Annotated in this window: 27 protein-coding genes and 1 pseudogene; 7 read left to right on the top strand and 21 right to left on the bottom strand. The window is 64.6% G+C overall.

Annotated elements, in window-relative coordinates:
• Positions 1-12: 12 nt before the first annotated feature.
• The 16 genes and pseudogenes from C3B44_RS01800 to rpsJ all read right to left on the bottom strand — a co-directional run bounded on the left by C3B44_RS01800 (position 13) and on the right by rpsJ (position 12,240).
• Positions 13-852, bottom strand: coding sequence for an ABC transporter ATP-binding protein (locus C3B44_RS01800; protein WP_108430850.1), 840 nt, complete (start codon positions 850-852; stop codon positions 13-15).
• Positions 853-855: 3 nt separating this feature from the next.
• Positions 856-2,928, bottom strand: a complete 2,073-nt coding sequence (locus tag C3B44_RS01795; protein WP_108430849.1) for a dipeptide/oligopeptide/nickel ABC transporter permease/ATP-binding protein — start codon at positions 2,926-2,928, stop codon at positions 856-858.
• A 2-nt stretch (positions 2,929-2,930) separates the two neighbouring features.
• The gene (locus C3B44_RS01790) at positions 2,931-3,878 is read right to left on the bottom strand and encodes an ABC transporter permease (protein WP_108430848.1); all 948 of its coding nucleotides are present in this window, start codon (positions 3,876-3,878) and stop codon (positions 2,931-2,933) included.
• 138 nt (positions 3,879-4,016) lie between these two features.
• Positions 4,017-5,339, bottom strand: a pseudogene (locus tag C3B44_RS01785) (ABC transporter substrate-binding protein).
• Positions 5,340-6,060: 721 nt separating this feature from the next.
• Complete coding sequence (locus C3B44_RS01780; RefSeq protein WP_108430847.1) at positions 6,061-6,924, bottom strand: alpha/beta hydrolase fold domain-containing protein; 864 nt, start codon at positions 6,922-6,924, stop codon at positions 6,061-6,063.
• Between the two features lie 132 nt (positions 6,925-7,056).
• Positions 7,057-7,344 (bottom strand): 30S ribosomal protein S17, encoded by a 288-nt coding sequence (gene rpsQ / locus C3B44_RS01775; protein WP_108430846.1) that lies wholly within the window; start codon positions 7,342-7,344, stop codon positions 7,057-7,059.
• Complete coding sequence (gene rpmC / locus C3B44_RS01770) at positions 7,344-7,574, bottom strand: 50S ribosomal protein L29 (RefSeq protein ID WP_108430845.1); 231 nt, start codon at positions 7,572-7,574, stop codon at positions 7,344-7,346. The genes rpsQ and rpmC overlap by 1 nt, the downstream gene beginning before the upstream one ends.
• Positions 7,574-7,990 carry a 50S ribosomal protein L16 gene (gene rplP, locus C3B44_RS01765; protein ID WP_108430844.1) on the bottom strand — a complete coding sequence of 139 codons (417 nt, stop codon included), beginning with the start codon at positions 7,988-7,990 and terminating at the stop codon, positions 7,574-7,576. The genes rpmC and rplP overlap by 1 nt, the downstream gene beginning before the upstream one ends.
• Positions 7,991-7,995: 5 nt before the next feature.
• A complete protein-coding gene (rpsC, locus tag C3B44_RS01760; protein WP_108430843.1) occupies positions 7,996-8,745 on the bottom strand; it encodes a 30S ribosomal protein S3 in 750 nt (249 codons plus the stop codon).
• Positions 8,745-9,107 (bottom strand): 50S ribosomal protein L22, encoded by a 363-nt coding sequence (gene rplV / locus C3B44_RS01755; protein ID WP_108430842.1) that lies wholly within the window; start codon positions 9,105-9,107, stop codon positions 8,745-8,747. The genes rpsC and rplV overlap by 1 nt, the downstream gene beginning before the upstream one ends.
• 3 nt (positions 9,108-9,110) lie before the next feature.
• Positions 9,111-9,389 (bottom strand): 30S ribosomal protein S19, encoded by a 279-nt coding sequence (gene rpsS / locus C3B44_RS01750; protein WP_108430841.1) that lies wholly within the window; start codon positions 9,387-9,389, stop codon positions 9,111-9,113.
• A 16-nt stretch (positions 9,390-9,405) separates the two neighbouring features.
• Positions 9,406-10,242 carry a 50S ribosomal protein L2 gene (gene rplB, locus C3B44_RS01745; protein WP_108430840.1) on the bottom strand — a complete coding sequence of 279 codons (837 nt, stop codon included), beginning with the start codon at positions 10,240-10,242 and terminating at the stop codon, positions 9,406-9,408.
• 34 nt (positions 10,243-10,276) lie between these two features.
• On the bottom strand, positions 10,277-10,579 hold the full coding sequence (rplW, locus tag C3B44_RS01740; RefSeq protein ID WP_108430839.1) for a 50S ribosomal protein L23: 303 nt from the start codon (positions 10,577-10,579) through the stop codon (positions 10,277-10,279).
• Positions 10,579-11,232: a 50S ribosomal protein L4 gene (rplD, locus tag C3B44_RS01735; RefSeq protein WP_108430838.1), complete on the bottom strand. Its 654-nt coding sequence runs from the start codon at positions 11,230-11,232 to the stop codon at positions 10,579-10,581. The genes rplW and rplD overlap by 1 nt, the downstream gene beginning before the upstream one ends.
• Positions 11,229-11,885 carry a 50S ribosomal protein L3 gene (gene rplC / locus C3B44_RS01730; RefSeq protein WP_108430837.1) on the bottom strand — a complete coding sequence of 219 codons (657 nt, stop codon included), beginning with the start codon at positions 11,883-11,885 and terminating at the stop codon, positions 11,229-11,231. Before rplC ends, rplD begins: the two co-directional genes overlap by 4 nt.
• 49 nt (positions 11,886-11,934) lie before the next feature.
• On the bottom strand, positions 11,935-12,240 hold the full coding sequence (rpsJ, locus tag C3B44_RS01725) for a 30S ribosomal protein S10 (RefSeq protein ID WP_003848085.1): 306 nt from the start codon (positions 12,238-12,240) through the stop codon (positions 11,935-11,937).
• Positions 12,241-12,886: 646 nt separating this feature from the next.
• Between rpsJ and C3B44_RS01720 the strand changes: the two genes are divergently transcribed.
• From C3B44_RS01720 to amaP, 6 genes are read left to right on the top strand one after another with little or no spacing between them, the layout of a single operon-like run.
• Positions 12,887-13,375 carry an Asp23/Gls24 family envelope stress response protein gene (locus C3B44_RS01720; RefSeq protein ID WP_108430836.1) on the top strand — a complete coding sequence of 163 codons (489 nt, stop codon included), beginning with the start codon at positions 12,887-12,889 and terminating at the stop codon, positions 13,373-13,375.
• A 25-nt stretch (positions 13,376-13,400) separates the two neighbouring features.
• On the top strand, positions 13,401-13,703 hold the full coding sequence (locus C3B44_RS01715) for a hypothetical protein (RefSeq protein WP_108430835.1): 303 nt from the start codon (positions 13,401-13,403) through the stop codon (positions 13,701-13,703).
• Positions 13,704-13,732: 29 nt separating this feature from the next.
• Positions 13,733-13,930, top strand: coding sequence for a hypothetical protein (locus C3B44_RS01710; protein WP_108430834.1), 198 nt, complete (start codon positions 13,733-13,735; stop codon positions 13,928-13,930).
• Positions 13,927-15,066 (top strand): Asp23/Gls24 family envelope stress response protein, encoded by a 1,140-nt coding sequence (locus tag C3B44_RS01705; protein ID WP_108430833.1) that lies wholly within the window; start codon positions 13,927-13,929, stop codon positions 15,064-15,066. The genes C3B44_RS01710 and C3B44_RS01705 overlap by 4 nt, the downstream gene beginning before the upstream one ends.
• Positions 15,056-15,697, top strand: a complete 642-nt coding sequence (locus tag C3B44_RS01700) for a DUF6286 domain-containing protein (RefSeq protein WP_108430832.1) — start codon at positions 15,056-15,058, stop codon at positions 15,695-15,697. The genes C3B44_RS01705 and C3B44_RS01700 overlap by 11 nt, the downstream gene beginning before the upstream one ends.
• Positions 15,690-16,250, top strand: coding sequence for an alkaline shock response membrane anchor protein AmaP (gene amaP, locus C3B44_RS01695; RefSeq protein WP_108430831.1), 561 nt, complete (start codon positions 15,690-15,692; stop codon positions 16,248-16,250). The genes C3B44_RS01700 and amaP overlap by 8 nt, the downstream gene beginning before the upstream one ends.
• A gap of 3 nt (positions 16,251-16,253) precedes the next feature.
• On the opposite strand, the gene C3B44_RS01690 is transcribed toward amaP, so the two are convergent.
• From C3B44_RS01690 to rpsL, 5 genes are all read right to left on the bottom strand, one after another.
• Entirely contained in the window at positions 16,254-16,958 is a 705-nt protein-coding gene (locus C3B44_RS01690) for a hypothetical protein (protein ID WP_108430830.1), read from the bottom strand.
• 116 nt (positions 16,959-17,074) lie between these two features.
• Positions 17,075-18,265 (bottom strand): elongation factor Tu, encoded by a 1,191-nt coding sequence (gene tuf, locus C3B44_RS01685; protein ID WP_108430829.1) that lies wholly within the window; start codon positions 18,263-18,265, stop codon positions 17,075-17,077.
• Between the two features lie 347 nt (positions 18,266-18,612).
• A complete protein-coding gene (fusA, locus tag C3B44_RS01680; protein ID WP_108430828.1) occupies positions 18,613-20,739 on the bottom strand; it encodes an elongation factor G in 2,127 nt (708 codons plus the stop codon).
• Between the two features lie 270 nt (positions 20,740-21,009).
• A complete protein-coding gene (gene rpsG, locus C3B44_RS01675; protein WP_108430827.1) occupies positions 21,010-21,477 on the bottom strand; it encodes a 30S ribosomal protein S7 in 468 nt (155 codons plus the stop codon).
• 3 nt (positions 21,478-21,480) lie between these two features.
• On the bottom strand, positions 21,481-21,852 hold the full coding sequence (rpsL, locus tag C3B44_RS01670) for a 30S ribosomal protein S12 (protein ID WP_108430826.1): 372 nt from the start codon (positions 21,850-21,852) through the stop codon (positions 21,481-21,483).
• Positions 21,853-22,132: 280 nt separating this feature from the next.
• Here rpsL and C3B44_RS01665 point away from each other — a divergent pair, with 280 nt between their 5' ends.
• Positions 22,133-22,777 (top strand): DUF1707 SHOCT-like domain-containing protein, encoded by a 645-nt coding sequence (locus tag C3B44_RS01665; RefSeq protein ID WP_108430825.1) that lies wholly within the window; start codon positions 22,133-22,135, stop codon positions 22,775-22,777.
• Positions 22,778-22,871: the final 94 nt, after the last annotated feature.

Raw genomic sequence — 22,871 nt, 5'->3', positions numbered from 1 at the left:
TCCTAAGGGTTGCTACTGGTTGGGGTGCAGCAGGCTCGGTGCAGCGCCGAGCAGAGTGCGGGTGTAATCCTGCGAGGGGTTGTCCAGCACCTGCTTAGCCGGGCCGTGTTCGACGAGGCGTCCGTGATACATCACCGCGATGCGATCGGAGACATAACGCACGGTCTGGATGTCGTGGCTGATGAACACCATCGCCAGGCCGAGCTCTTCTTTGAGGTCGGTCAGCAGGTTGAGGATCTGGGCGCGCACCGACACATCCAGCGCCGAGGTCGGCTCGTCGGCGATGATCGCCTTCGGCTTCAGCGCCAGGGCGCGGGCGATGGCGACGCGCTGGCGCTGCCCGCCGGAGAGCTGGCCCGGCAGCGCATCCAAGGCTGAAGACGGCAGACCCACCATCTGGATGAGCTCGCGCACGCGCTCCCGGCGCTCTTTGGGCGTGCCCACCTTGTGCACGTTGAGCGGGTCCTCCAGCTGCTCGCGCACGACCATGCGGGCGTTCAGCGCGGTCGAGGGGTCCTGGAAGACCACGGAGACGAGCCGGCCCATGGCGCGGCGGTCGGCGGCGGTGCGCTTGGTCACCTCGCGGCCCTGGAAGAAGACCCTGCCCTCGGTCGGGGCCTGCAGGCCGCACATGACGTTCGCGAGCGTCGACTTGCCGGAGCCCGACTCGCCGACCAGTCCGATCGTCTCGCCCGGCTGGAGGTTGAGCGTGACGTCGTCGACCGCCTTGACCCAGTTGGGCTTGAAGATGGGGCCCGTGCGGGCCTTGAAGTGCACCTTGACGTTTTCCAGCCCGATCAGTGCCTCGGCGGCGTCGTTGTGCGGAGACTCTAGGGTGCTCGGGGTACTCATGATCTAGTCCTCGTTCCTGCTCAAAGCGGCGTAGTCGGCGTCGCTGCGTTGCGGGCCGTCGAGCTGGCCGTCCTTTTCCAGCTGGGCGGCGTAGTGCAGCTCGTCGGGAAGATCGGCGTAGATGTGGTCGGTGCCTTCGACCTGCCGCATGACCGGGGTGGTCTCCAGGCCGACCGACGGGTGCGAGGAGCGCGGGGCGAAGCGATCGCCGGCGGGGAACTCGCGGGGGCTCGGCACCGAGCCGGGCACCTGGTGCAGGCGGCCCGAGCCGGATTCGATGGAGAGCACCGCGCCCAGCAGGCCGCGGGTGTACTCGTGGCGCGGGTCGGACAGAAGCTCGACGGTCGGCGCCTGCTCGATAATCTGGCCGGCGTACATGACGGTGACCGACGAGGCCACCTCCGCCACCAGGGCCAGATCGTGGGAGACGAAGACCATGGCGAAACCCAGCTTCTCCTGCAGCGACTTGATCAGCTCGATGACCTGCTTCTGCACGGTCACGTCGAGGGCGGTGGTGGGCTCGTCGGCAATCACCAGCTTCGGATCGCGCGTGAGCGCCATGGCGATGAGCACGCGCTGGCGCTGGCCGCCGGAGAGCTCGTGCGGATAGGACTCCAGGGTGCGCTTCGGGTCTAGGCCGACCAGTTCCAGAAGCTCCTCGGCGCTGCGGGTGCCGCCACGCTTCGTCAGCTGCTTCATCTGGGTGCGGATGAGCATCGACGGGTTCAGCGACGACAGCGCGTCCTGGTAGATCATGGCGATCTCGTGGCCGAGCAGCGCGCGGTGCTCCTCGTGGGACATCTTTAAGAGGTCGCGGCCCTTGTAGAGGATCTCGCCGCTGACTTCGGCTTTCGGATCGAGAAGTCCCATCACCGACAGCGCGGTGATCGATTTACCGCAGCCGGACTCTCCGACCAGGCCCATGGTCTCGCCGCGCGCGACGGTGAAGGAGACGTGATCGACCACGTTGACCTCGCCGTGGCGCGGGAAGCGGATGGACAGATCCTTGATCTCCAGCAGCGGGGCGGCATCCTTGTTGGGCGCGAAGCGATCGCTGCGGGTAGCCTCGGTCTCTTTGAGCTCGGTGATGCGCTGCTGCAGAGAGCCGGCCTGCGCGGCGTAGGCGCGCACCGGGTCGACGAGCAGCTTGTCGGCCTCGCGGGCCTCGGAGACATGCGGGGCGTCTTTGATCTGGCCCTTGGGGGCGGCGACCATGGCGTCGGTGATGCCCTCGGACAAGATGTTGAGGCACAGCACGGTAATCATGATCATCAAGCCTGGGAAGAGCGCCTGCCACCACTCGCCGCGCAGCACGCCCTGCTGCGCAGAGGACAAGATGTTGCCCCACGTGGCGATGGGCTCCTGCAGGCCCGCGCCGATGAAGGTCAGCGAGGCCTCGAGGATGATCGCGTCGGCGACCAGCACGGTGGCGAAGACCAGGACCGGCGCGGCGCAGTTGCGCACGACGTGCTTGACCAGGATCCACGGCGCACGGGCGCCGGAGACGATGCTCGCCTTGACGTAGTCCTCGCCGTACTCGCTCAAGACGTTGGCGCGCGCCACGCGGGTGAGCTGCGGGATGTAGACGAACGCGATGGCGAAGATGATGACGGTCATCATCACCGCCGGGCGCTCGGGGTCGCGGAAGACGACGACGGCGACGGCCGCCAGGGCGATGCCCGGCACGGACATGATGATGTCCATGATGCGCATGATGACCTCGGAGGCCGCCTTGTTCGACACCGCGGCGATCGAACCGAAAATCGCGCCGATGGCCAAGGCGATACCGGTGGCGGCGAGGCCGACGACGAGCGAGACCCGACCGCCGTAGAGCAGGCGGGAGAAGACATCGCGGCCGAGGTTATCCGTGCCGAAGAAGTGCTCGCCGGACGGCGGCATGCTCTTGATATCGATAGCCATCGGATCCTGTGGGGCCAAAAGCGGGGCGAAGATCGCCGAGAGCGCCACCAAAACGAGGACGACCAGCGAGATCTTGGATCCGCGGCTCATGTTCTTCAACCCGGAGAACTTCAGTCCCGGGCGGGAGAGCTTTTCTACCTTTTCCTTCTGATTCATGACTAGACCGCCCTGATTCTCGGGTTGATGGCGATGTACAGGAGATCGACGATGATGTTGACCACGATGAAGGCGATCGCCACCATCAGCGTCGCTCCTTGGACCACGGTGACCCAGTTGTTGGTGATGCCGTCGATAAGCACCCTCCCCATGCCCGGCAGGGAGAAGATGATCTCGATGACCACCGCACCGCCCATGAGGTAACCGACGCGCAGGCCCAGCACGGTCACCGGGGTAATCAGCGCGTTGCGCAGGACGTTGCGGGAGAGGACGACATGCTTCGGGATGCCCGCGCCGAGCGCAGTGCGCACGTAGTCGCGGTCGAGCTCCTCGACCATGGAGGTGCGCACCACGCGGGTCATCTGGCCGACGACCGGCACCGCGAGGGCGAAGGCGGGCAGCAGCATTCGGCTGAACCAGCCGCCGGGGTCCTCGGTGAACTCGGGCAGCGGGCCGGCCACCGGCAGCGTGCCGAGGAAGAAGAGCACCAACAGGATCGCCAACCAGAACGACGGCATGGCGATGCACGCCACCGAGATGAGGCGGATGATTTGATCGACCCACTTGTCGCGGTAGAGGGCGGCGAGCACGCCGAGCGGGAAGGCCAGCACGACGGCCAGCACCAGGCCCAAAAAGGTCAGCTGGATGGTCACGGGCAACGCCGAGAAGACCTTGTCGGCTACCGAGGCGCTATTGAGCCCGTAGGTGCCCAAGTCACCGGTGACGACACCCAAAAGGTACGTGCCGAAGCGGACGAAGAACGGCTGGTCCAGCCCTTCCTGCTCGCGGTAGGCCGCGAGCTGCTCGGGCGTCGCGTTTTCTCCCAGGGCCGCATACGCTGGGTCGATGGGAGAAAGGGACATCAAGAGGAAGACCAAAAACGTCACGCCGACGATCATCAGCGGCAACGCGAGGAGCCTTCTTCCGACGAGTCTGAGGAGATTATTCACAGTCCTTGGCTCCAGATTCTGTAGTTATCACTAGGTGTGTTGCGCGGGTGTTTGCGCGGGCGCGAAAAAGGAGGGCACACCACCGTGGCGGGGTGGTTATCGCCCTCCTTGTCGAACATGTGCGAGCTCTCTGGCGAGCTACTTGGCCTGTGCTCCGATGGTCCACAGCCCGGTCGTGCCGATCGGCTGGAAGTTCTCGACGGCCTCAGGGTTGTAGGCGGTGAGCATCTGGCGGTGGAACAGCGGGTAGAGCGGGACCTCTTCGGCGATGATGTCCTGGACCTCATCCCACTTGGCCTGGGCCTCCTCGCCCTCCGTGGTGGATGCCTCGGTGATCAGAGCGTTGAGCTGCTGCCAGGCCTCGGGGTCGGACTCCTGCCAGAAGGTGCGCTTCTGGGTCCAGACGTTGTCGCCGAGCCACCAGTTGATCAACAGCGCCGGGTCGTTGCCGAAGACGGAGGGATCACCCGGGGCCAGCGCCACGTCGAAGGTGGGCTCGTCGACGTCGAGGTTGTTGGCGTACAGCGAGGCGGAGGCCTCCGACTGCAGGGAGACATCCATGCCGACGGCCTTCAGGTTCTGCTGAATCTGCGGCGCGAGATCCGCGATCCACGAGTGGTCGGTGGTCAGAAGCGTCAGTTTGAGGTCCTCGGCGCCGGCCTCGGCGAGCAGTTCGCGAGCCTTGTCCGGGTCGTAGTTGTACTGGGTTTCCGCCTCGTGGTAGTTCGGGTTGTTCTCCGACAGGAAGCTGGTCGCCTTGGTGGCGGTGCCGTCCATCGAGTTCTCGATGAGCTTATCGACGTCGATCGCGTAGAAGAATGCCTGACGCACAGCCGGATCGTTGAACGGTTCCTTGGCGGTGTTGAACAGCAGGAACGGGAGGTTGAAGCCATCGACCTCGGTGACGGTCATACCGGCGGCCTCGAGCTGCTCGCGGTTGGCGGCCGGGACGGCCTCCATGATGTCGATCTCGCCGGACTGGCCGGCGGTGGTGCGCACGGTGTCGTCCTTGATTACGGACCAGTTCAGCTCGGAGGCCTCGGCCGGGAAGTCGCCGTTGTAGTGCTCGTTCGGGGAGGCCTTGACGGAGGTATCGGTGATCTCGTCGTACTTCCACGGACCGGAGCCGATGGGCATGGAGGTCAGCTCTTCGTCGCTGGCCGCCTCGGGGACGATCTTCACGACGGCGAAACGCTTCAGCGCCTACGGGAAGGGATTCTTCAGCGTGATGGTGACGGTGGTGTCGTCCTTCGCCTCGACCGACTCGATGAAGTCGAGCATGGAGGCATAAATGTTGCCCTCGGCCATGGCGCGGTCGAAGGAGCTCACCACGTCCTGGGTGGTCACATCCGTACCGTCCGAGAACTTCGCGCCCTCGCGCAGGGTGACCTCATACTCGGTATCGGAGACCTCGTTCGGCTCCCCCTCGGCCAGCGCCGGGTAGGTGGAGTAGTCCGCCATGTTGAGCTCATAGAGCCCCTCCATGACGTGCCAGTTCGTACCTAAGGGCAACGCCGAACTCGTGCTCGAGGGGTGGTAGTCGGTGGCCTCATAAGCGACGCCGAGGTTGATGGGCTCACCCGAGCCGCCCTCGCCACCGGCGTTGTCCGCTTCCCCACTTCCGCCGCCACAGGCGGTGGCGAAGAGCACTGCCGCGGTAGCGAAGGCCGCGAGCCCTTTGTTGAACTTCACTGTCATCATCCTTCCCTTGAGGGCGGGGACCGCAGCGCCGGACTCTTCTCGGCCGGATACCGCGACAACCCTTTGATCAGTCTGTATTGAGACTAAATGTACGACGTGAGATGTCCTGCAACAAGCACTTTCTGTGCACTGCGTCATAGGCGGGGGTATTTGAGATATGCATCATGTTGTCTGACGTCTTATGACTACGCGGCTGAGCTGTTGTTATAAGGGCAGCGCGTATCACCCCTTAAGGAAGGCAAGGGGGTAGCTAAGGGGATGGCGGATTATGCGGGCGCATAGTTTTTGAGGCTGTTTCGTGTGGCTTGGGGGTCAGTTTGGGGGCTGGGGAGGTGAATCCGCTGTGACGGTTTCACAAACGCTTAAAGGACGATGCTTGTAGGGCGCGCCCTACAAGGTTTGGTAGCGAACAACAGCCTGAATTGGCGCCCCTCAAGGTTCTTCCTTTAAGCATTTGTGAAGCCGCCGTGGGCGCGCCTCATCACGTACTGGCAAACTCAACGATGCGCTCGCGCACCTGCGCCCACACGCGCGTGCCGGGAACGCTCAGACCTCCGTGGAAGCTCCCGGCCGGCATCATGACCTCCACGCTTACGCCCGCATCGCTCAGCTCGCGCGCGCGGTTGAGAGCTTCATCGCGTAAGGGATCAGAGAAATTCACCACGATGAGATGCCGCGGAACCCGCAGAGCACCCGGTGCGCTCCTCCCCCACCCCGGCAGCGTGATCGAGCCCGCGGAGCGACCCAGGTAGTGCTCCCACGCCGCCCGCGCCGCCTTCTGGGCCCACACCGGCCCTTCGTTATACGTGTCGTAGGACGCGGTATCGCATCGCGGATCCAGGCAGGGCTCGAGCAGAATAACCCTCTCCACGCGCGCCGCCAGCTCAGCGTCTACATGCCCGCCGAGCTGATCCACCAGCCCGCCACCAGCAGAATCACCAAGCAGCACCAGCGGTATGTCCGGATAAGTATCAGCTACGTAGCGCAGCACCGCCAGACAGTCTTCTACTGCCGCCGGGTAGGGATGCTCGGGTGCCAGCCGGTAATCGGGAGAGACCACGAGCGAGCCCGGAATCAACTGCGCGAGCTCGGCGTTGCGCGCGTCGTCGAACTCCGCGCGCCCCGTCACGTATCCCCCGCCGTGGATAGCCACCACCACGACCTCAGGAGCCGACACAGATCCCAACAGTCGCGTCTCCACACCGCCGACGTCTCGCAGCACTACAGCCGCCGAATCGGTACCTCCGAACGCCCTATCGCCTGCCGCGCGCAGAGCACGCACATCCCACGTGCGCTGCTCGGGGACGGAGGCGATGGCGTCGCGAAGCTCAGGGTCAATAAACATCACCTAAAACTCTAGACAAAAATGACAAAAGCGCCCACCCTCCGTGTGCACCCCAAGGGGCATTCACGGGCGGGTGGGCGCTGGCACGCGACGCGCGCACAGTGCACGCGCACAGCGCGCACTAGACGCACACTACTTCGCGCGCTCGACGATCTCGATCAGGCGGTAGTGCTTGTTCTTGGACAGCGGGCGGCACTCCTCGACGCGGACGCGGTCGCCGACACCGGCGGTCTCGTCCTCATCATGGGCCTTCACGTTCTTGTTGCGGCGCATGATCTTGCCGTAGAGGGCGTGCGACTTGCGGTCCTCGAGCTCGACGACGATGGTCTTGGCCATCTTGTCGGACACGACGTAACCGGTGCGCACCTTGCGGGCGCCCTGCTGCTTCTCGGTGGTCTCGTTCACGTTAGCCTCGCTCATTACTGATCAGCTCCCGGAACGGCGGACAGGCCCAGCTCGCGCTCACGCTGGATGGTGAGAATGCGGGCGATGTCGCGCTTGACGGTGCCGATGCGACGGTTGTTGGTCAGCTGGCCGGTGGCGAGCTGGAAGCGCAGGTTGAACAGCTCTTCCTTGGCGTCAGCCAGGCGCTGGTCCAGGTCCTCGTTGCTCAGCTCGCGGAATTCGCTGGCGGGGGTACCGACTGCCATTAGTACTGGTCCTCCTTACTGATGATGCGCACCTTGCACGGAAGCTTCTGCGCGGCGCGGCGCAGAGCCTCGATGGCGGTTGCGTCGTTCGGGTAGGTCATCTCGAAGAGGATGCGGCCCGGCTTGACGTTGGCGACCCACTTCTCGACGGGACCCTTACCCGAACCCATGCGCACGCCGAGCGGCTTCTGGGTCAGCGGGCGGTCCGGGAAGATGTTGATCCAGACCTTGCCGCCGCGCTTGACGTGGCGGTTGATCGCAATACGAGCGGCCTCGATCTGACGGTTGGTGATGTACGCCGGCTCGAGAGCCTGGATGGCGTAGTCACCCTGGGTGATACGGTTTCCGCCCTTGGAAACGCCGGTGCGCTTCGGGCGGTGCTGGCGCCGGTACTTGACGCGCTTCGGGATAAGCATGTGCTTTAGCCCTCCTGCTTCTTCTCAGCGCGCTGGCGGCGCTGGCCACCACGGCGCGGACGACGGTCGCGACCGCCGCGGCCGCCACGGTCGGACGGTGCATTCAGTTCGGACTCGCGGACGCCGCCGACGACGTCACCCTTGTAGATCCAGACCTTCACGCCGATGCGGCCGAAGGTGGTGGCTGCCTCAGCGATGCCGTAGTCGATCTCAGCACGCAGGGTGTGCAGCGGCACGCGGCCCTCGTGGTAGCGCTCGACGCGGGACATGTCGGCGCCGCCCAGACGGCCGGAGCAGATGATCTTGACGCCCTTGACCTGCGGCTGACGCATCGCGGACTGGATGGCCTTGCGCATCGCGCGACGGAAGGCGACGCGGTTGACCAGCTGCTCAGCGATGGACTGGGCCACGAGGGTGGCGTTGGCGTCGATCTGCTTGACCTCGAGGATGTTGAGGGCGACCATCTTGCCGGTCAGCTTCTCCAGGCCGCGGCGGATGCGGTCTGCCTCGGAGCCGCGACGACCGATCACGATGCCCGGGCGGGCGGTGTGGATGTCGACGCGGACGCGGTCACGGGTGCGCTCGATGACGACGTCGGCGATGCCGGCGCGCTCGAGGCCCTGCGAGAGGTACTCGCGGATCTTGATGTCCTCGGCAACGAAGTCCGAGTAGTTCTTCTTGTCGGCGTACCAGTGGGTCTTCCATTCGGAAGTGATGCCCAGTCGGAGGCCGTGCGGATGAATCTTCTGGCCCATTACTTAGCCCCTTCCTGCTGGCTCTCGACGACCACGGTGATGTGGCTCGTGCGCTTGCGAATCTGGAACGCACGACCCTGGGCACGCGGCTGGAAACGACGCATGGTCGGGCCCTCGTTGGCGTAGGCCTCGGAGACGACCAGGGTGCGCGGATCCAGGCCGAAGTTGTTCTCGGCGTTGGCGGCAGCGGAGGCGATGACCTTCGCAACCGGGGTGGATGCGCCCTGCGGTGCGTACTTCAGGATGGCAAGCGCCTCGGAGACGGACTTGCCGCGGACGAGGTCGATGACCCGCTTGGCTTTCATGGGCGACACGCGGACGTAGCGAGCAGTCGCGTGTGCGGAGGTGATGGTGTCACTCATCGCTTATCGACGTCCCTTCTTGTCGTCCCGGACGTGACCCTTGAAGGTCTTGGTAGGTGCGAATTCGCCCAGCTTGTGTCCAACCATCGACTCATCCACGAACACCGGCACGTGCTTGCGGCCGTCGTGGACGGCGAAGGTGTGACCGATGAAATCGGGAAGGATGGTGGAGCGGCGGGACCAGGTCTTGATGACCTGCTTGGTTCCGGCCTCGTTCTGAGCATCCACCTTGTTGAGGAGGTGCTCATCGACGAACGGGCCCTTCTTCAGGCTGCGTGGCATAGCGTGTTACCTCCTCTTAGCGCTTCTTGTTCGGGCGACGACGGCGCACGATCATGTTGTTCGAGTAGCGGTTCGGGTTGCGGGTGCGGCCTTCCTTCTGGCCCCACGGCGACACCGGGTGGCGGCCACCCGAGGACTTGCCCTCGCCACCACCGTGCGGGTGGTCGACGGGGTTCATCACAACACCGCGGACGGTCGGGCGCCATCCCTTCCAGCGCATACGGCCGGCCTTGCCCCAGCGGATGTTGATCTGCTCGGCGTTGCCGACCTCACCCACGGTGGCGCGGCAGCGGATGTCGACGCGGCGGATCTCGGACGACGGCATACGCAGGACCGCGTAGCCGTGCTCCTTACCGAGAAGCTGGATCGACGCACCGGCCGAACGGGCGAGCTTGGCGCCGGCGCCCGGCTTCAGCTCGACGTTGTGGATGGTGGTACCGGTCGGGATGTTGCGCAGCGGCAGGTTGTTGCCCACCTTGATGTCCGCGGACGGGCCGGACTCGAGCAGCTGTCCCTGCTTGAGGCCCTTCGGCGCCACGATGTAGCGCTTCTCGCCGTCGTGGTAGTGCAGCAGCGCAATGTTGGCGGTGCGGTTCGGGTCGTACTCGATGTGAGCGACCTTGGCCAGGATGCCGTCCTTGTCGTTGCGCTTGAAATCGATCACGCGGTAACGGCGCTTGTGGCCGCCGCCGCGGTGACGGGTCGTGATGTGTCCGTGGCTGTTGCGGCCGCCGGTCTTGGATAGCGGGCGCAGCAGGCTCTTCTCCGGAGTGGAGCGGGTGATCTCCGAGAACTCGGAGACGGAGCTGGCACGGCGACCCGGAGTTGTCGGCTTGTACTTACGAATAGCCATAGTGTGTCCTTACTTCGTCACTTCTTTAGGCGGTTTAAGCGCCGCCGCCGAAGATGTCGATGGAGTCGCTGCCGTCGCGAAGCGTCACGTAGGCGCGCTTGGTGTCCTTCCGCTTGCCGTAACCGGTGCGGGTGCGCTTGCGCTTGCCCTCGCGGTTGACGGTGTTGACGGAGGCGACCTGAACGCCGAAGATCTGCTCGATGGCAATCTTGATCTGGGTCTTGTTGGAGTCTGGGGCGACGTAGAACGTGTAGACGTTCTGCTCCATCAGCCCATAGGACTTCTCGGAGACGACCGGCGCGAGGATGATGTCGCGCGGGTTATCGTGGGCTGCCATTAGTTTTCCTCCTTGTTCTCCGCACCGCTGACGCGGTCAACGAAGGCGTGCAGAGCGGCGACCGAGAACACGACGTCGTCGGAGTTCAGCACGTCGTAGGCGTTCAGCTGCCCCGGCTCGAGGATCTGCACGTTCGGCAGGTTGTTCGCACTGCGCTGTGCATTCAGGTCCTCGCGGCCGATGACCAGCAGAATCTGCTTACGGTCGGTCAGACGCTCGATGAACGTACGGGCGGACTTGGTGGAAGGCTTCTGGCCCGGCACCAGCTCGTCGATGACGTGGATGCGGTCGTTCTGCGCACGGTTGGTCAAAGCGCCGTAGAGGGCGGCCTTGATCATCTTCTTCGGGGTGCGCTGCGCGTAGTTACGCGGCTGCGGACCGTGGACGACGCCACCGCCGGTGAACTGCGGTGCGCGGATGGAGCCCTGGCGGGCGCGGCCGGTGCCCTTCTGGCGGTAAGGCTTGCGGCCACCGCCGCGGACCTCGCCGCGGGTCTTGGTCTTGTGGGTGCCCTGGCGCTTCGCGGCCAGCTGGGCGTTGACGACCTGGTGCATCAGGGCGACGGACGCCTCGCGGTCGAAAATCTCGGCCGGCAGTTCCACAGAACCGTTGGTCTTACCGTCGTGGGTCTGGACTTCGAGGTTCAGAGTCATGCGTGTGCACCGCCCTTCACTGCGGTCTTGACGGTCACGACTCCACCCTTAGTACCCGGGATGGCACCCTTGATGAGCAGGATGTTGGAGTCGGCGTCGATCTTCTGGATCTTCAGGTTCTGGGTGGTCACACGGTTGTTACCCATGCGGCCGGCCATGCGCTTGCCCTTGAAGACGCGGCCCGGGGTCGAAGCGCCGCCGATACCGCCGACGCGGCGGTGAGCAGCCTGGTTACCGTGGGCGGCGCCCTGGCCGGCGAAGCCGTGGCGCTTCATGCCGCCGGCGTAGCCGTGGCCCTTGCTGATACCGGAGACGTCGACGAGGGTCTCGCCCTCGAAGATGTCAACGGTGATTTCCTGGCCGACCTCGTAGCCCGAGACGTCGTCCATGCGGATCTCCGCAACGTGACGACGCGGGGTGACGCCGGCCTTCTTGAAGTGGCCGCTCTCCGGCTTGTTGACCTTGCGCGGGTCAATTTCGCCGAAGGCGATCTGGATGGCGGTGTAGCCATCGTTGTCGGTGGTGCGAATCTGGGTGACGACGCACGGCCCAGCCTCGACGACGGTGACCGGAACGACCCGGTTTTCCTCGTCGAAGACCTGGGTCATGCCGAGCTTCTTGCCCAGAATGCCCTTGATCTCGTTTTCACTCATGTGTCAGTTCTCCGCTGCCAAAGTGTGTCGGTCTATCGAGTACTCGTGATTACTGAATGTTCACGTCGACGCTGGCCGGGAGGTCGATGCGCATGAGGGCATCGACGGTCTTCGGCGTCGGGTCGAGAATGTCGATGAGGCGCTTGTGGGTGCGCATCTCGAAGTGCTCGCGAGAATCCTTGTACTTGTGGGGAGAACGAATAACGGCGTACACGTTCTTCTCGGTGGGCAACGGCACTGGGCCGACGACGCGCGCACCCGTGCGGGTGACGGTTTCGACGATCTTCTTTGCAGATGCGTCGATCGCTTCGTGGTCGTAGGCCTTGAGCCGGATGCGGATCTTCTGTCCCGCCACGCTTATCCTCTTCCTCGCTCGGCCCCACATTCCGGTTACCCGGAAGCGGTGGGGTTTCGCTTCTCGATTTCCTCTATAACGTTGTCCGGAGCACTTCTGGGGCTTCGGGCGCAACGCCAGTGTCGTTGTCTGTCCTTGCCATGACGTCCCATCGCGTGGAAGGGGTAGGCGAAAACGCACACACGTCGTGACAAGTAGGGACCAGGATCTTAAGTGATAAGCGTGGCCCACTACGTATACTGCCGCTGTTTATTTGCCATGCCCCTTCTCCGGTCTCCGCGCTCGGGCTGCCGCACTGTGGCGTGACGACCTACCCCGATTGCGGATCCTTCCGTCACTGGTGACCATCGATGAAGATGGGGCCAGTCACACGAAGGTGTCATGTTCACCTCGCCATGGCCGTGTCCGCGGATGTAGATCCGCCTCACGTCGTGTCGAGGCAACCCATGTATTTAAACACGACGTTAAGCCTGCAGGCAAATCCCGTTTCCGAGTTGTCTTGGTCACGGTTTTGCCACGATTCTCCAAGCCTTAACCAAAATGTAATCGCCCGCTTAACAGTTGATCTGTAGCATGGGGATGCCAGCGCCATTGAGGGCGTCAACACGCCGCGACTGCGGCACACACTATCTAAGGAGAGTCATTCATGGCTGAGAAGAACAAGGACCAGCAGTCGGAGAACCAGGGCGCTACCGCCGCCACCAACGACGGTGAGCAGAACACCGGCCGCAACATCATTGAGAACACGGTCGTCGGCAAGATCGCCGGCATCGCGACCCGCGAGGTCTCCGGTGTCCACGCGCTGGGTGGCGGTGCCGCCCGCATGATGGGCACCATCCGCGACACCTTCGGTGGCAGCGAGAACATCCAGCAGGGCGTCGATGTCGAGGTGGGCGAGACCCAGGCCGCGGCCGACGTCTCCATCGTCGCCGAGTACGGCGTGGCCATCCACGAGCTGGCCGACGCTATCCGCCTGAACATCACCCGCTCCATCGAGCGCATGACCGGCCTGGAGGTCACCGAGGTCAACGTCACCGTGACCGACGTCCACCTGCCGCAGGACGACGACTCGGACGACAACCGCGAGCTGTCCGCCTCCGAGCAGCAGCAGCTGCAGCAGGGCCGCGTCCAGTAACCCGCGCCGGAGTCAGGACCCTTTTATGACCGGCCAACCACCACTGAGCAAGGAGCAGGCCCAGGCGCTCGCTGAGCATATCCGCAGCGTCGACGGGGTCGACTCCTTGCATCCCGGCCGTTTCGGTGAGGTGACCATGCTGTTTCCCGGCGCACGGGTTCCCGGCATCACCTTCAACCGCGACGGCCACGTGGAGGTCCATATCGTCGCTGACATCACCGGCACCTCTCTCGAGGGCGACTTGAACGCCCTCGCGGAGCGGGTCCGGGGTGCAGTGGCGGAGTCGACGGATCTCCCTGCGACTATCGTCATCGCCGACGCCGTATAGACGGCCTCGGGCACTGTCTGGAGTAACCCATGAACAACACCACTTTCTTAGGCGTGGTCGTCGGACTCGCCCTTGCGTTCGCCATCATCTTCGGCGGACTCGCTGGATTCCTGTGGGCGCTGCTGTTCGGTATCATCGGCGGGGCCGTCGGTGCCCAGCTGGAGGGCAGGATTGACCTGCGCGCTCTCGTGGACAACATCACGTCCGGAAACGGCGGCCGCGGGTGAGCGGTAACGACATCTTCTCCGAAAAAACCCTGACCCGGATCATCAACCACGCCGCGGGCCTTGTCCCCGGGGTGCCGACGATCACGAGCTCGTGGGCGGAGATCAGCACGCGCAGTTATCCGCGCTGCGATATCCGCCTCGACCAGACCGCCGGGCGCATCGAGGTTGATTCCATCATCGCGGTCAGCTGGCCCTCGCCGGTCACCGACGTCGCCTACCAGGTGCAGCACAACATCCACACCTGGCTGACGTCGATGACGGGCCTGAAGGTTACGCGCGTCGACGTCACCGTCGAGCAGTCCGTCACCAGCGAGGGGCGCATCACCGCCGAAGACATCAACAACTCGCCGCAGGTGCCGAACCTCACCGAGGTCCAGGTCCGCCCAGGCGTGCAGGTGCGCTCCCCGCACACGTTCAACCGCACCCAGGTGCGCTCGCCGCGCACTTCCCCGGGCGTGGACGTCTACTCGCCGGAAACCGACCGCGAGCGGGACCTGCGCCCCGTCGAGACGGCCGAGCCCACCGAGGTCTTCTCGCCGAGCACCGCGCCGGCCCGCCCGCTGCGGGAGGTCCCGATCCCGGCAGAAGAGCCGGTGCGTTCGGTTAACGCGCCGAGCCCGCCGAAGGCACGCCGCGTCACGGCGCCGGCCCCTGCCCGGGTCCGCTCGGTCACCGCGCCGCCCGCTGCCTCGCCGCAGACGGTGCGTGAACCTGCACCGGTGCGTGCGGCGTCGATAAGCGCGCCGAAGCCCGTCACCCCGACGCCGGTGCGCGCGCCGAGTATGCCGCGGCCGCAGCGCGTCTCGACGCCGCCCGCTGCCTCGCCGCAGACGGTGCGTGAACCTGCACCGGTGCGTGCGGCGTCGATAAGCGCGCCGAAGCCCGTCACCCCGACGCCGGTGCGCGCGCCGAGTATGCCGCGGCCGCAGCGCGTCTCGACGCCGCCGGCCACCCGCGTGCGGCGGGTACGCACGCCGCGTACGCCTCGCCTGGCGACGGTGCGCACCCCGCGGCAGCGGGCGCTGAAGCAGGTGACGGTGCCCGTCGAGAAGTCTCTGCGGGAGCCTAGCGCCCCGCCGCTGAAGCTGCGCGAGATTTACATCGACAACTACCAGGAGGTGCCTCGTGTCCGCTGATACCGACGCCACCACGGCGGCCGAACAACACCCGGCCGGCTCCCCTCAGGTACGCGGCTGGTCGATCCTGTTCGCGCTGCTGCTGCTCGCGCTGGCGGGCGTGTTGATCCGCGAGGCCGTGGTCATCTACGCCTCGCCGGCCGGCTGGGAGCCGTGGATCGCCGCGCTTCCGGAGCAGCTCGTCAGCCTGGACAACGTCTGGGTCGGCGTGATCGGGGTGGCTGCCGTCATCCTCGGTATCCTTCTGATCATCGCGGCGTTCAAGCCGCGGCGGCGTCGCTACGAGCGCCTCGAGGCCCCGCGCGCCCCGATCTGGGCGCGTCCGGTCGATATCGCCCGCTACACCACCTCGACCGCTAAGCGCGTCCCCGGGGTCCTCGCGGCGTCGACGTACGCGCGCAAGAAGAAGGTGAAGGTGCAAGCCACCGTCGTGCAGGTCACCGACGGCCTGGAGGAGCGGATCACTTCCGAGCTCGATCGCGAGCTGGAGCGGACGTTCGGTCCGGGCTTCACCGTGACCACCTCGGTGCGCCCCGCGGGTGTCGACGACGGCGTCTCCCCCGCCGGCCAGCCAGAGCAGGTTGAGGCGCCGGAGACGTCCGCAGAGAAGAAGGAGCAGAGCAATGAGTAGAGCACTCGCCGGATTCGACCGGGTGATCATCGGGTTGCTCGGCGTCATCGCCCTCGTTCTGGGTCTCTGGGCAGCGCTGTTCGCCTTCGACGTGGACATCGCCCACCAGATCGGCTCCTGGTACGACGAGCAGGTCCTCCAGAGCTTCTTGGAGTCCAACATCTACCCAGTGGTGGTGATCATCCTCGCCGTCGTGCTGATCCTTTTCGGTCTGTGGTGGCTGATCGCCAACCTACGGCGCAACTCCTTCAACCGCATGACCGCAGGCTCAGGCCGCAGCCAGGGCAAGGTCACCGTCTCCACCAACCGCGTGGCCAAGGCAACCGCCGAGCACCTGCGGGAGCTGCGGGACGTCACCCAGGTGCAGACGCAGACCCGCCTCGATCGGGGCCGGCCGACCATCGGCTGGACCATCACCGCGAAGCCCACTGTGAACTTGCCGCGGCTTCTCGACGACCTCGACGAAGCCAACGACGACGTCCGCGCCGCGCTGCCGGGATTCGACGTGGATACCCGGTTCCTGTTGAACTTCACCCCCGTCGAAACTGACTAGGGTTTAAGCCTCCAGCGGGAACACGTCCTCCACGACCCCCAGATCCGCCGCCGCCCCACCCGGGTGCCGGCGGATTTTTAATGCCTTCCCGGCCGCGCAGGCGACGATCTCCTCGAACTTGTAGGTCTCCGTATCGATATGCCGGCGTTGCGCGCGCAGCACCTCGAGGCGGTGGCTGATGATCACCAGGCTCACCGTGTCCTCAGTATGCGTGATAACGCCGTAGACCTCGTCGCCCATATCACGGCGATGGCGCCCGTCGAGGCGTATGGTCAACGGGCGTTCGTAAAGGCGCATCGACTCCACCACGCCGAGGCGGTGATCGGTGCCGTCGTGATCGCGCAGGACGGCGGGCATGCCGGTGCGCAGGCGCACGATCTCCCCGCCGGTCCACGTAGCCGGGCGCAAGGTGTCGTCGAAGCCTCGCACCGTGACTCGGTGCTGCACGCAGTCCAACGTGACCCGGCGGCGTGGAGACGTCGTGTCTATCACGGCGAAGTGGCCGTGGAGGGCGGTGTCGTCGATAAGCGGCGGAAACTTCTGGGCCATGCGGCGAAGGTGGGTGAGCAATTCTTCGTCGCTCGTGCCGAAGGCGACGCCCTCATTGCGCAGGATCTCCCACAGCGAGGCGAGCTCTAGGTCGGGGCGGCCCTCCCAGGCGGTGCGCAGGGCCTCGAGGACGACGGGGATACGGGTGGGATCTTTCATGTCATTGTTCGATGCTACCTGTGCTTAGAGACGCCGAAGGCCCCGCCCGCGGGGTATGCGGTCGGGGCCTTTAAGGTTCCTAGCACGCTAGGCGTGCTGGAGGGGCGAGAGTCGTCTTACTCGACGATCTTGGTGACGCGGCCAGCGCCGACGGTGCGGGAGCCCTCGCGGATAGCGAAGCGCAGGCCCTCGTCCATGGCGACCGGCTGGATCAGCTCGACGGACATGTCGACGTTGTCGCCCGGCATGACCATCTCGGTGCCCTCCGGCAGGGTCACAACACCGGTGACGTCGGTGGTGCGGAAGTAGAACTGCGGACGGTAGTTGTTGAAGAACGGGGTGTGGCGGCCGCCCTCGTCCTTGGACAGGACGTAGACGGAAGCCTCGAACTTGTGGTGCGGGGTGTAAGCGCCCGGCTTGATCACAACCTGGCCACGCTCGACGTCCTCACGCTTGGTACCACGCAGCAGCAGGCCACAGTTGTCGCCGGCCTCGGTGTAGTCCAGCATCTTGCGGAACATTTCGATACCGGTGACGGTGGTGGTCTGGGACTTCTCCTGGATGCCGATGATCTCGACTTCGTCGTTGACGTTCAGCTTGCCACGCTCGACACGGCCGGTGACGACGGTGCCGCGGCCGGTAATGGTGAAGATGTCCTCGATCGGCATCAGGAACGGCTGGTCGGTAGCGCGCTCCGGGTCCGGGATGGACTCGTCGCAGGCGTCCATCAGGTCAACGATGGACTGGACCCACTGCTCCTCGCCGTTCAGGGCGCCGAGGGCGGAGATGTGGACGATCGGAGCGTCCTCGTCGAACTCCTGCTCGCCGAGCAGCTCGCGGATCTCCATCTCGACGAGCTCGATGATCTCCTCATCGTCGACCATGTCGCACTTGTTCAGGGCGACGAGGATGTACGGAACGCCGACCTGGCGGGCCAGGAGGACGTGCTCGCGGGTCTGCGGCATCGGGCCGTCGGTAGCAGCGACGACCAGGATGGCGCCGTCCATCTGAGCGGCACCGGTGATCATGTTCTTCACGTAGTCAGCGTGGCCCGGGGCGTCCACGTGTGCGTAGTGGCGCTTCGGGGTGTTGTACTCGACGTGGGAGATGTTGATCGTAATGCCACGCTCCTTCTCCTCCGGCGCCTTATCGATGGCGTCGAAAGCGAAGGACTCGTTCTCCTCCGGGTACTTGTCAGCCAGCACCTTGGTGATGGCAGCAGTCGTGGTGGTCTTGCCGTGGTCGACGTGACCGATGGTGCCGATGTTCAGGTGCGGCTTGTTGCGCTCGAACTTCGCCTTTGCCACTGTATGTCCTCCTGGACTTCATGGTGGCTACGACTTTCGCAGCCACGTGGATGGTACTCCCACCACTGACACATCCTAATTCGGGATGAGACTGCAGTGGGGTGTTTTTACTTATGTGCCAGTTACACGATCCTAGATTTTGGCCGCCCGATTTTCAAACCAGTTCGGATGTGATCCTGGTGAGAGGATCGGCGGGAATCGCGGACCTACTCACAGGGTAACGGCCAGTTCAACGCCCCCTAATATCGGGGTGGCGTTCAACAGGCCGCTGCCCTGCAAGCGTCATGGGACCCAAGCCGGGCCGTGGCACAAAAGGCCCGGCTCGGGGTCGCAGGCGTCAGCCCTTCTTAGGCGTTGCCGTTGCGTGCCTCGATGATCTCCCGGGCGACGTTCGTCGGAACCTCACCGTAGGAGTCGAAGAGCATGGTGTAGTTGGCGCGGCCCTGGGTGCGGGAACGCAGGTCGCCGACGTAGCCGAACATTTCGGACAGCGGGACCAGGGCCTTGACCACCTTGGCGCCGTGGCGGTCGTCCATGGAGTTGACCTGGCCGCGGCGGGCGTTGATGTCGCCGATCACGTCACCCATGAACTCCTCCGGGGTGGTGACCTCGACGGCCATCAGCGGCTCGAGCAGCACCGGCTTCGCCTTGCTCAGGGCCTCCTTCAGAGCCTGGGAACCGGCGAGCTTGAACGCCATCTCCGAGGAGTCGACGTCGTGGTACTGGCCGTCCTCGAGGGTGGCCTTGATGTTGACCAGCGGGTAGCCAGCCAGGTAGCCGTACTGCATGGCGTCCTGGATACCGGCGTCGACGGACGGGATATACTCCTTCGGCACGCGGCCACCGGTGATGTTGTTGACGAAGGCGTAGGTCGGATCCTCGCCCTCCTCCAGCTCCTCCGGGCTCGGGGTATAAGGCTCGATAGAGATGACCACCTTCGCGAACTGACCGGAACCACCAGTCTGCTTCTTGTGGGTGTAGTCGACGTTCTCCACGGCCTTGCGGATGGTCTCGCGGTAGGCGACCTGCGGGTTACCGATGTTCGCCTCGACCTTGAACTCGCGCTTCATGCGGTCGACCAGGACGTCGAGGTGCAGCTCGCCCATACCGCCGATGACGGTCTGGCCGGACTCCTCGTCCAAGCGGACGGTGAAGGTCGGGTCCTCTTCGGCCAGCTTCTGGATAGCGGTACCCAGCTTCTCCTGGTCCGACTTGGTCTTCGGCTCGATGGCGACCTGAATCACCGGATCCGGGAAGTCCATGGACTCCAGGATGATCTGGTTGTTCGGGTCACACAGGGTGTCACCGGTGGTGGTGTCCTTCAGGCCGATGAAGGCGTAGATGTTGCCCGCGGTGGCCTCGTCGACCGGGTTTTCCTTGTTGGCGTGCATCTGGAAGAGCTTGCCAACGCGCTCCTTCTTCTCCTTGGTGGAGTTCTGGACCTGCTCACCCGGGGCACAGCGACCGGAGTACACGCGGACGTAGGTCAGCTTGCCGAAGAACGGGTGGACGGCAATCTTGAACGCCAGCGCCGAGAAGGGGGAATCCTTCGACGGCTTACGGGTCATCTCCTCGTCCTCGTTGCCGACGGCGTGGCCGTGGACCTCGCCGACGTCCAGCGGGTTCGGCAGGTAGTCGACGACCGCGTCGAGCAGCGGCTGGATGCCCTTGTTGCGGTAGGCGGTACCGCAGTAGACCGGGTAGATCTCAGAGTTGACGGTCAGCTTACGGATGGCCGCCTTGATCTCCTCGGTGGTCAGCTCCTCGCCACCGAAGTACTTCTCCATGAGCTCCTCGTCGGACTCAGCGACGGTCTCGACGAGCGCCTCGCGGTACTCCTCGGCCTTCTCCTTGAGGTCCTCCGGGATCTCCTGGATCTGCGGCTCCTCGCCGACGGCGACCTTGCCCGGCCACATGTGGGCCTTCATCTCGATGAGGTCGACGACGCCGTCGAAGTCATCCTCGGAGCCGATCGGCAGCTGCATGACCAGCGGCTTCGCACCCAGACGGTCCTTGATGGTGTCGACGGTGAAGTAGAAGTCAGCGCCGAGCTTGTCCATCTTGTTGACGAAGCAGATACGCGGAACGTCGTACTTCGTGGCCTGGCGCCAAACCTGCTCGGACTGCGGCTCCACGCCTTCCTTGGCATCGAAGACAGCCACGGCACCATCGAGAACACGCAGGGAACGCTCGACCTCAACGGTGAAGTCGACGTGGCCCGGGGTGTCGATGATGTTGATCTGGTTGCCCTCCCAGAAACAGGTCACGGCGGCGGAGGTAATGGTGATGCCGCGTTCCTGCTCCTGATCCATCCAGTCGGTGGTCGCGCCACCGTCGTGGGTCTCGCCGACCTTGCGGTTGATACCCGTGTAGAACAGGATGCGCTCGGTGGTCGTGGTCTTACCGGCATCGATGTGGGCCATGATGCCGATGTTGCGAACCTTCTTCAGGTCCTTAAGCACTTCTTGTGCCACAGTTTCTACCCCAACTCGTTTGTCGATTGACGTCGTGGACTCTCACCAGTGGACGCCTACATGTGCGAATAAGTTCTGTTCAATTCTGCCACTAATCGGCGCTTCCGGCAGCGGAAGGCCGCCCGCCGCGCAGACGCTCGAAGGAGTCAGTGGCCTTCGAGACACCCCAGCCCGACCGGAACGACGGCTACGTAGCATAGGCGCAGGAAGGCGCCGTGTCTACGGTCATGCCGGGCTTCGATCGGGCTGCGTGGGCGTTCATCGTGGAAACTACCAGCGGTAGTGGGCGAAAGCGCGGTTGGCCTCGGCCATCTTGTGGGTGTCCTCGCGGCGCTTCACGGAAGCACCGAGGCCGTTGGAGGCGTCGAGGATCTCGTTGGCCAGGCGCTCCATCATGGAGTTCTCACGACGCTGGCGGGTGAAGGTCACGAGCCAACGCAGCGCGAGGGTGGTGGAGCGCTCCGGGCGCACCTCGACCGGGACCTGGTAGGTGGCGCCACCAACGCGGCGGGAGCGGACCTCGAGGTCCGGACGGATGTTGCCCAGGGCCTTTTCCAGGGTGCCGACGGGATCCGTGCCCGTCTTCTCTCGGCACTGCTCGAGGGCACCGTAGACGATGCGCTCGGCGGTGGACTTCTTGCCGTCGCGCAGGACCTTGTTGACCAGCTGGGTCACCAGCTCAGAGTCGTAGACCGGGTCCTTGACAACGCGACGCTTCGGAGCGGAATTCTTACGCATTGTTTACTGTCCCTTCTTTGCGCCGTAGCGGGAACGGGCCTGCTTGCGGTCCTTGACTGCCTGGGTATCCAGGGCACCACGGACGATCTTGTAACGAACACCCGGAAGGTCCTTCACACGACCGCCACGCACGAGCACCATCGAGTGCTCCTGCAGGTTGTGGCCCTCGCCCGGGATGTAGGCCGAGACCTCGATACCGGTGGTCAGGCGCACACGGGCGACCTTACGAAGCGCCGAGTTCGGCTTCTTCGGGGTGGTGGTGTACACGCGGGTGCAGACGCCGCGGCGCTGCGGCGAGCCCTTCAGGGCTGCGGTGGACACGCCGGTCGGCTTATCCTTGCGGCCCTTGCGGACCAGCTGCTGAATAGTTGGCATAGTTCTCTTTCTTTATCGTCGCCAGGAAATCGCGGTTTCGGTGGGTGATCAACCGGGGTATACCTTTAAGCGCATGTGCGCACAGGAAAAATCGGGGCTCTTTTCCAGGGCCCGGCCGGGTGATTCCACTGCATCCGACGACCGCGGATGCGGGATGCCCACCAAAACGTGGGACTGTGTGGGAAGTTTAGCCTAAAGATTAAGCCAGCTCCAAAACGCGGGTGGTGCGCTGAGCTGGAGATCTATTGCGGCCGGTGGATGGGCGTTTTATGCTCACGCTATGGACGACAACGCGCCGGATCTCAGCGCCAGCGACGCGGATTGCTCACGAGTCATGACCATCTTGTCGCACGCGCTCGACGCAGGACAACTGGACTACCAAGAATACGACGAACGCTTAACCGCCGCGCGTGGCGCCCGCTTCCGGCGCGAGCTCACGCCACTCACCCGCGACTTAGATATCGACGATCCCACCTCGCTGACCACGCCCCAGCAGGAGACATCCCCCGCCTTAGAGCAGGTCTCCCCCGGCGTCGACGGCCAGGGCATGAGCATAGCGATTATCGGCGGCAACGACCTGACCGGTAACTGGGCCTGCGCCCCTCGCCACACCTCGATCGCGATCGTGGGTGGCGTCGAGATCCATCTCACCGAGGCCACGCTGGCGAGTGCGGAGACCACGATCACCATCTTCGCCGCCGTCGGTGGAGTGGAAGTCTACGTGCCCGAGGACATGCATGTCGACGTCAGCGGCCTGCCCATCCTCGGCGGCAGCGAAGTCAAAGACAGCCCCGGCGTGAGCATCCGCCGCACCGAGGTGCCCGCCGACGCCCCACGGATACACGTGCGCTACTTCGCGGTCATGGGCGGTGTTGACGTGATCCGCGTACCGCGCAGGCCCCGGCGGTCTTCCGAGAAGCACTGAGGGTTTGGGGCTATTCGGGCTATTCAAAACCCAGCGCCCCGACACCCAGAGGATCCGGGTGCCGGGGCGCGGGGCTTAAGCAGACCGTGCTAGC

The sequence above is a fragment of the Corynebacterium yudongzhengii genome (assembly GCF_003065405.1).
Lineage (GTDB): Bacteria > Actinomycetota > Actinomycetes > Mycobacteriales > Mycobacteriaceae > Corynebacterium > Corynebacterium yudongzhengii.
Note: the sequence above shows the minus strand (reverse complement) of the source record. Positions and strands in the feature narration are given on the sequence as shown.

Bases quoted from the DNA above. Each gene is read 5' to 3' on its own strand.
- C3B44_RS01800 (WP_108430850.1), bottom strand. From the start codon at position 852: ATGAGTACCCCGAGCACCCTAGAGTCTCCGCACAACGACGCCGCCGAG.
- C3B44_RS01795 (WP_108430849.1), bottom strand. From the start codon at position 2,928: ATGAATCAGAAGGAAAAGGTAGAAAAGCTCTCCCGCCCGGGACTGAAG.
- C3B44_RS01780 (WP_108430847.1), bottom strand. From the start codon at position 6,924: ATGTTTATTGACCCTGAGCTTCGCGACGCCATCGCCTCCGTCCCCGAG.
- rpsQ (WP_108430846.1), bottom strand. From the start codon at position 7,344: ATGAGCGAGGCTAACGTGAACGAGACCACCGAGAAGCAGCAGGGCGCC.
- rpmC (WP_108430845.1), bottom strand. From the start codon at position 7,574: ATGGCAGTCGGTACCCCCGCCAGCGAATTCCGCGAGCTGAGCAACGAG.
- rplP (WP_108430844.1), bottom strand. From the start codon at position 7,990: ATGCTTATCCCGAAGCGCGTCAAGTACCGGCGCCAGCACCGCCCGAAG.
- rpsC (WP_108430843.1), bottom strand. From the start codon at position 8,745: ATGGGCCAGAAGATTCATCCGCACGGCCTCCGACTGGGCATCACTTCC.
- rplV (WP_108430842.1), bottom strand. From the start codon at position 9,107: ATGAGTGACACCATCACCTCCGCACACGCGACTGCTCGCTACGTCCGC.
- rpsS (WP_108430841.1), bottom strand. From the start codon at position 9,389: ATGCCACGCAGCCTGAAGAAGGGCCCGTTCGTCGATGAGCACCTCCTC.
- rplB (WP_108430840.1), bottom strand. From the start codon at position 10,242: ATGGCTATTCGTAAGTACAAGCCGACAACTCCGGGTCGCCGTGCCAGC.
- rplW (WP_108430839.1), bottom strand. From the start codon at position 10,579: ATGGCAGCCCACGATAACCCGCGCGACATCATCCTCGCGCCGGTCGTC.
- rplD (WP_108430838.1), bottom strand. From the start codon at position 11,232: ATGACTCTGAACCTCGAAGTCCAGACCCACGACGGTAAGACCAACGGT.
- rplC (WP_108430837.1), bottom strand. From the start codon at position 11,885: ATGAGTGAAAACGAGATCAAGGGCATTCTGGGCAAGAAGCTCGGCATG.
- C3B44_RS01720 (WP_108430836.1), top strand. From the start codon at position 12,887: ATGGCTGAGAAGAACAAGGACCAGCAGTCGGAGAACCAGGGCGCTACC.
- C3B44_RS01715 (WP_108430835.1), top strand. From the start codon at position 13,401: ATGACCGGCCAACCACCACTGAGCAAGGAGCAGGCCCAGGCGCTCGCT.
- C3B44_RS01710 (WP_108430834.1), top strand. From the start codon at position 13,733: ATGAACAACACCACTTTCTTAGGCGTGGTCGTCGGACTCGCCCTTGCG.
- amaP (WP_108430831.1), top strand. From the start codon at position 15,690: ATGAGTAGAGCACTCGCCGGATTCGACCGGGTGATCATCGGGTTGCTC.
- C3B44_RS01690 (WP_108430830.1), bottom strand. From the start codon at position 16,958: ATGAAAGATCCCACCCGTATCCCCGTCGTCCTCGAGGCCCTGCGCACC.
- rpsG (WP_108430827.1), bottom strand. From the start codon at position 21,477: ATGCGTAAGAATTCCGCTCCGAAGCGTCGCGTTGTCAAGGACCCGGTC.
- rpsL (WP_108430826.1), bottom strand. From the start codon at position 21,852: ATGCCAACTATTCAGCAGCTGGTCCGCAAGGGCCGCAAGGATAAGCCG.
- C3B44_RS01665 (WP_108430825.1), top strand. From the start codon at position 22,133: ATGGACGACAACGCGCCGGATCTCAGCGCCAGCGACGCGGATTGCTCA.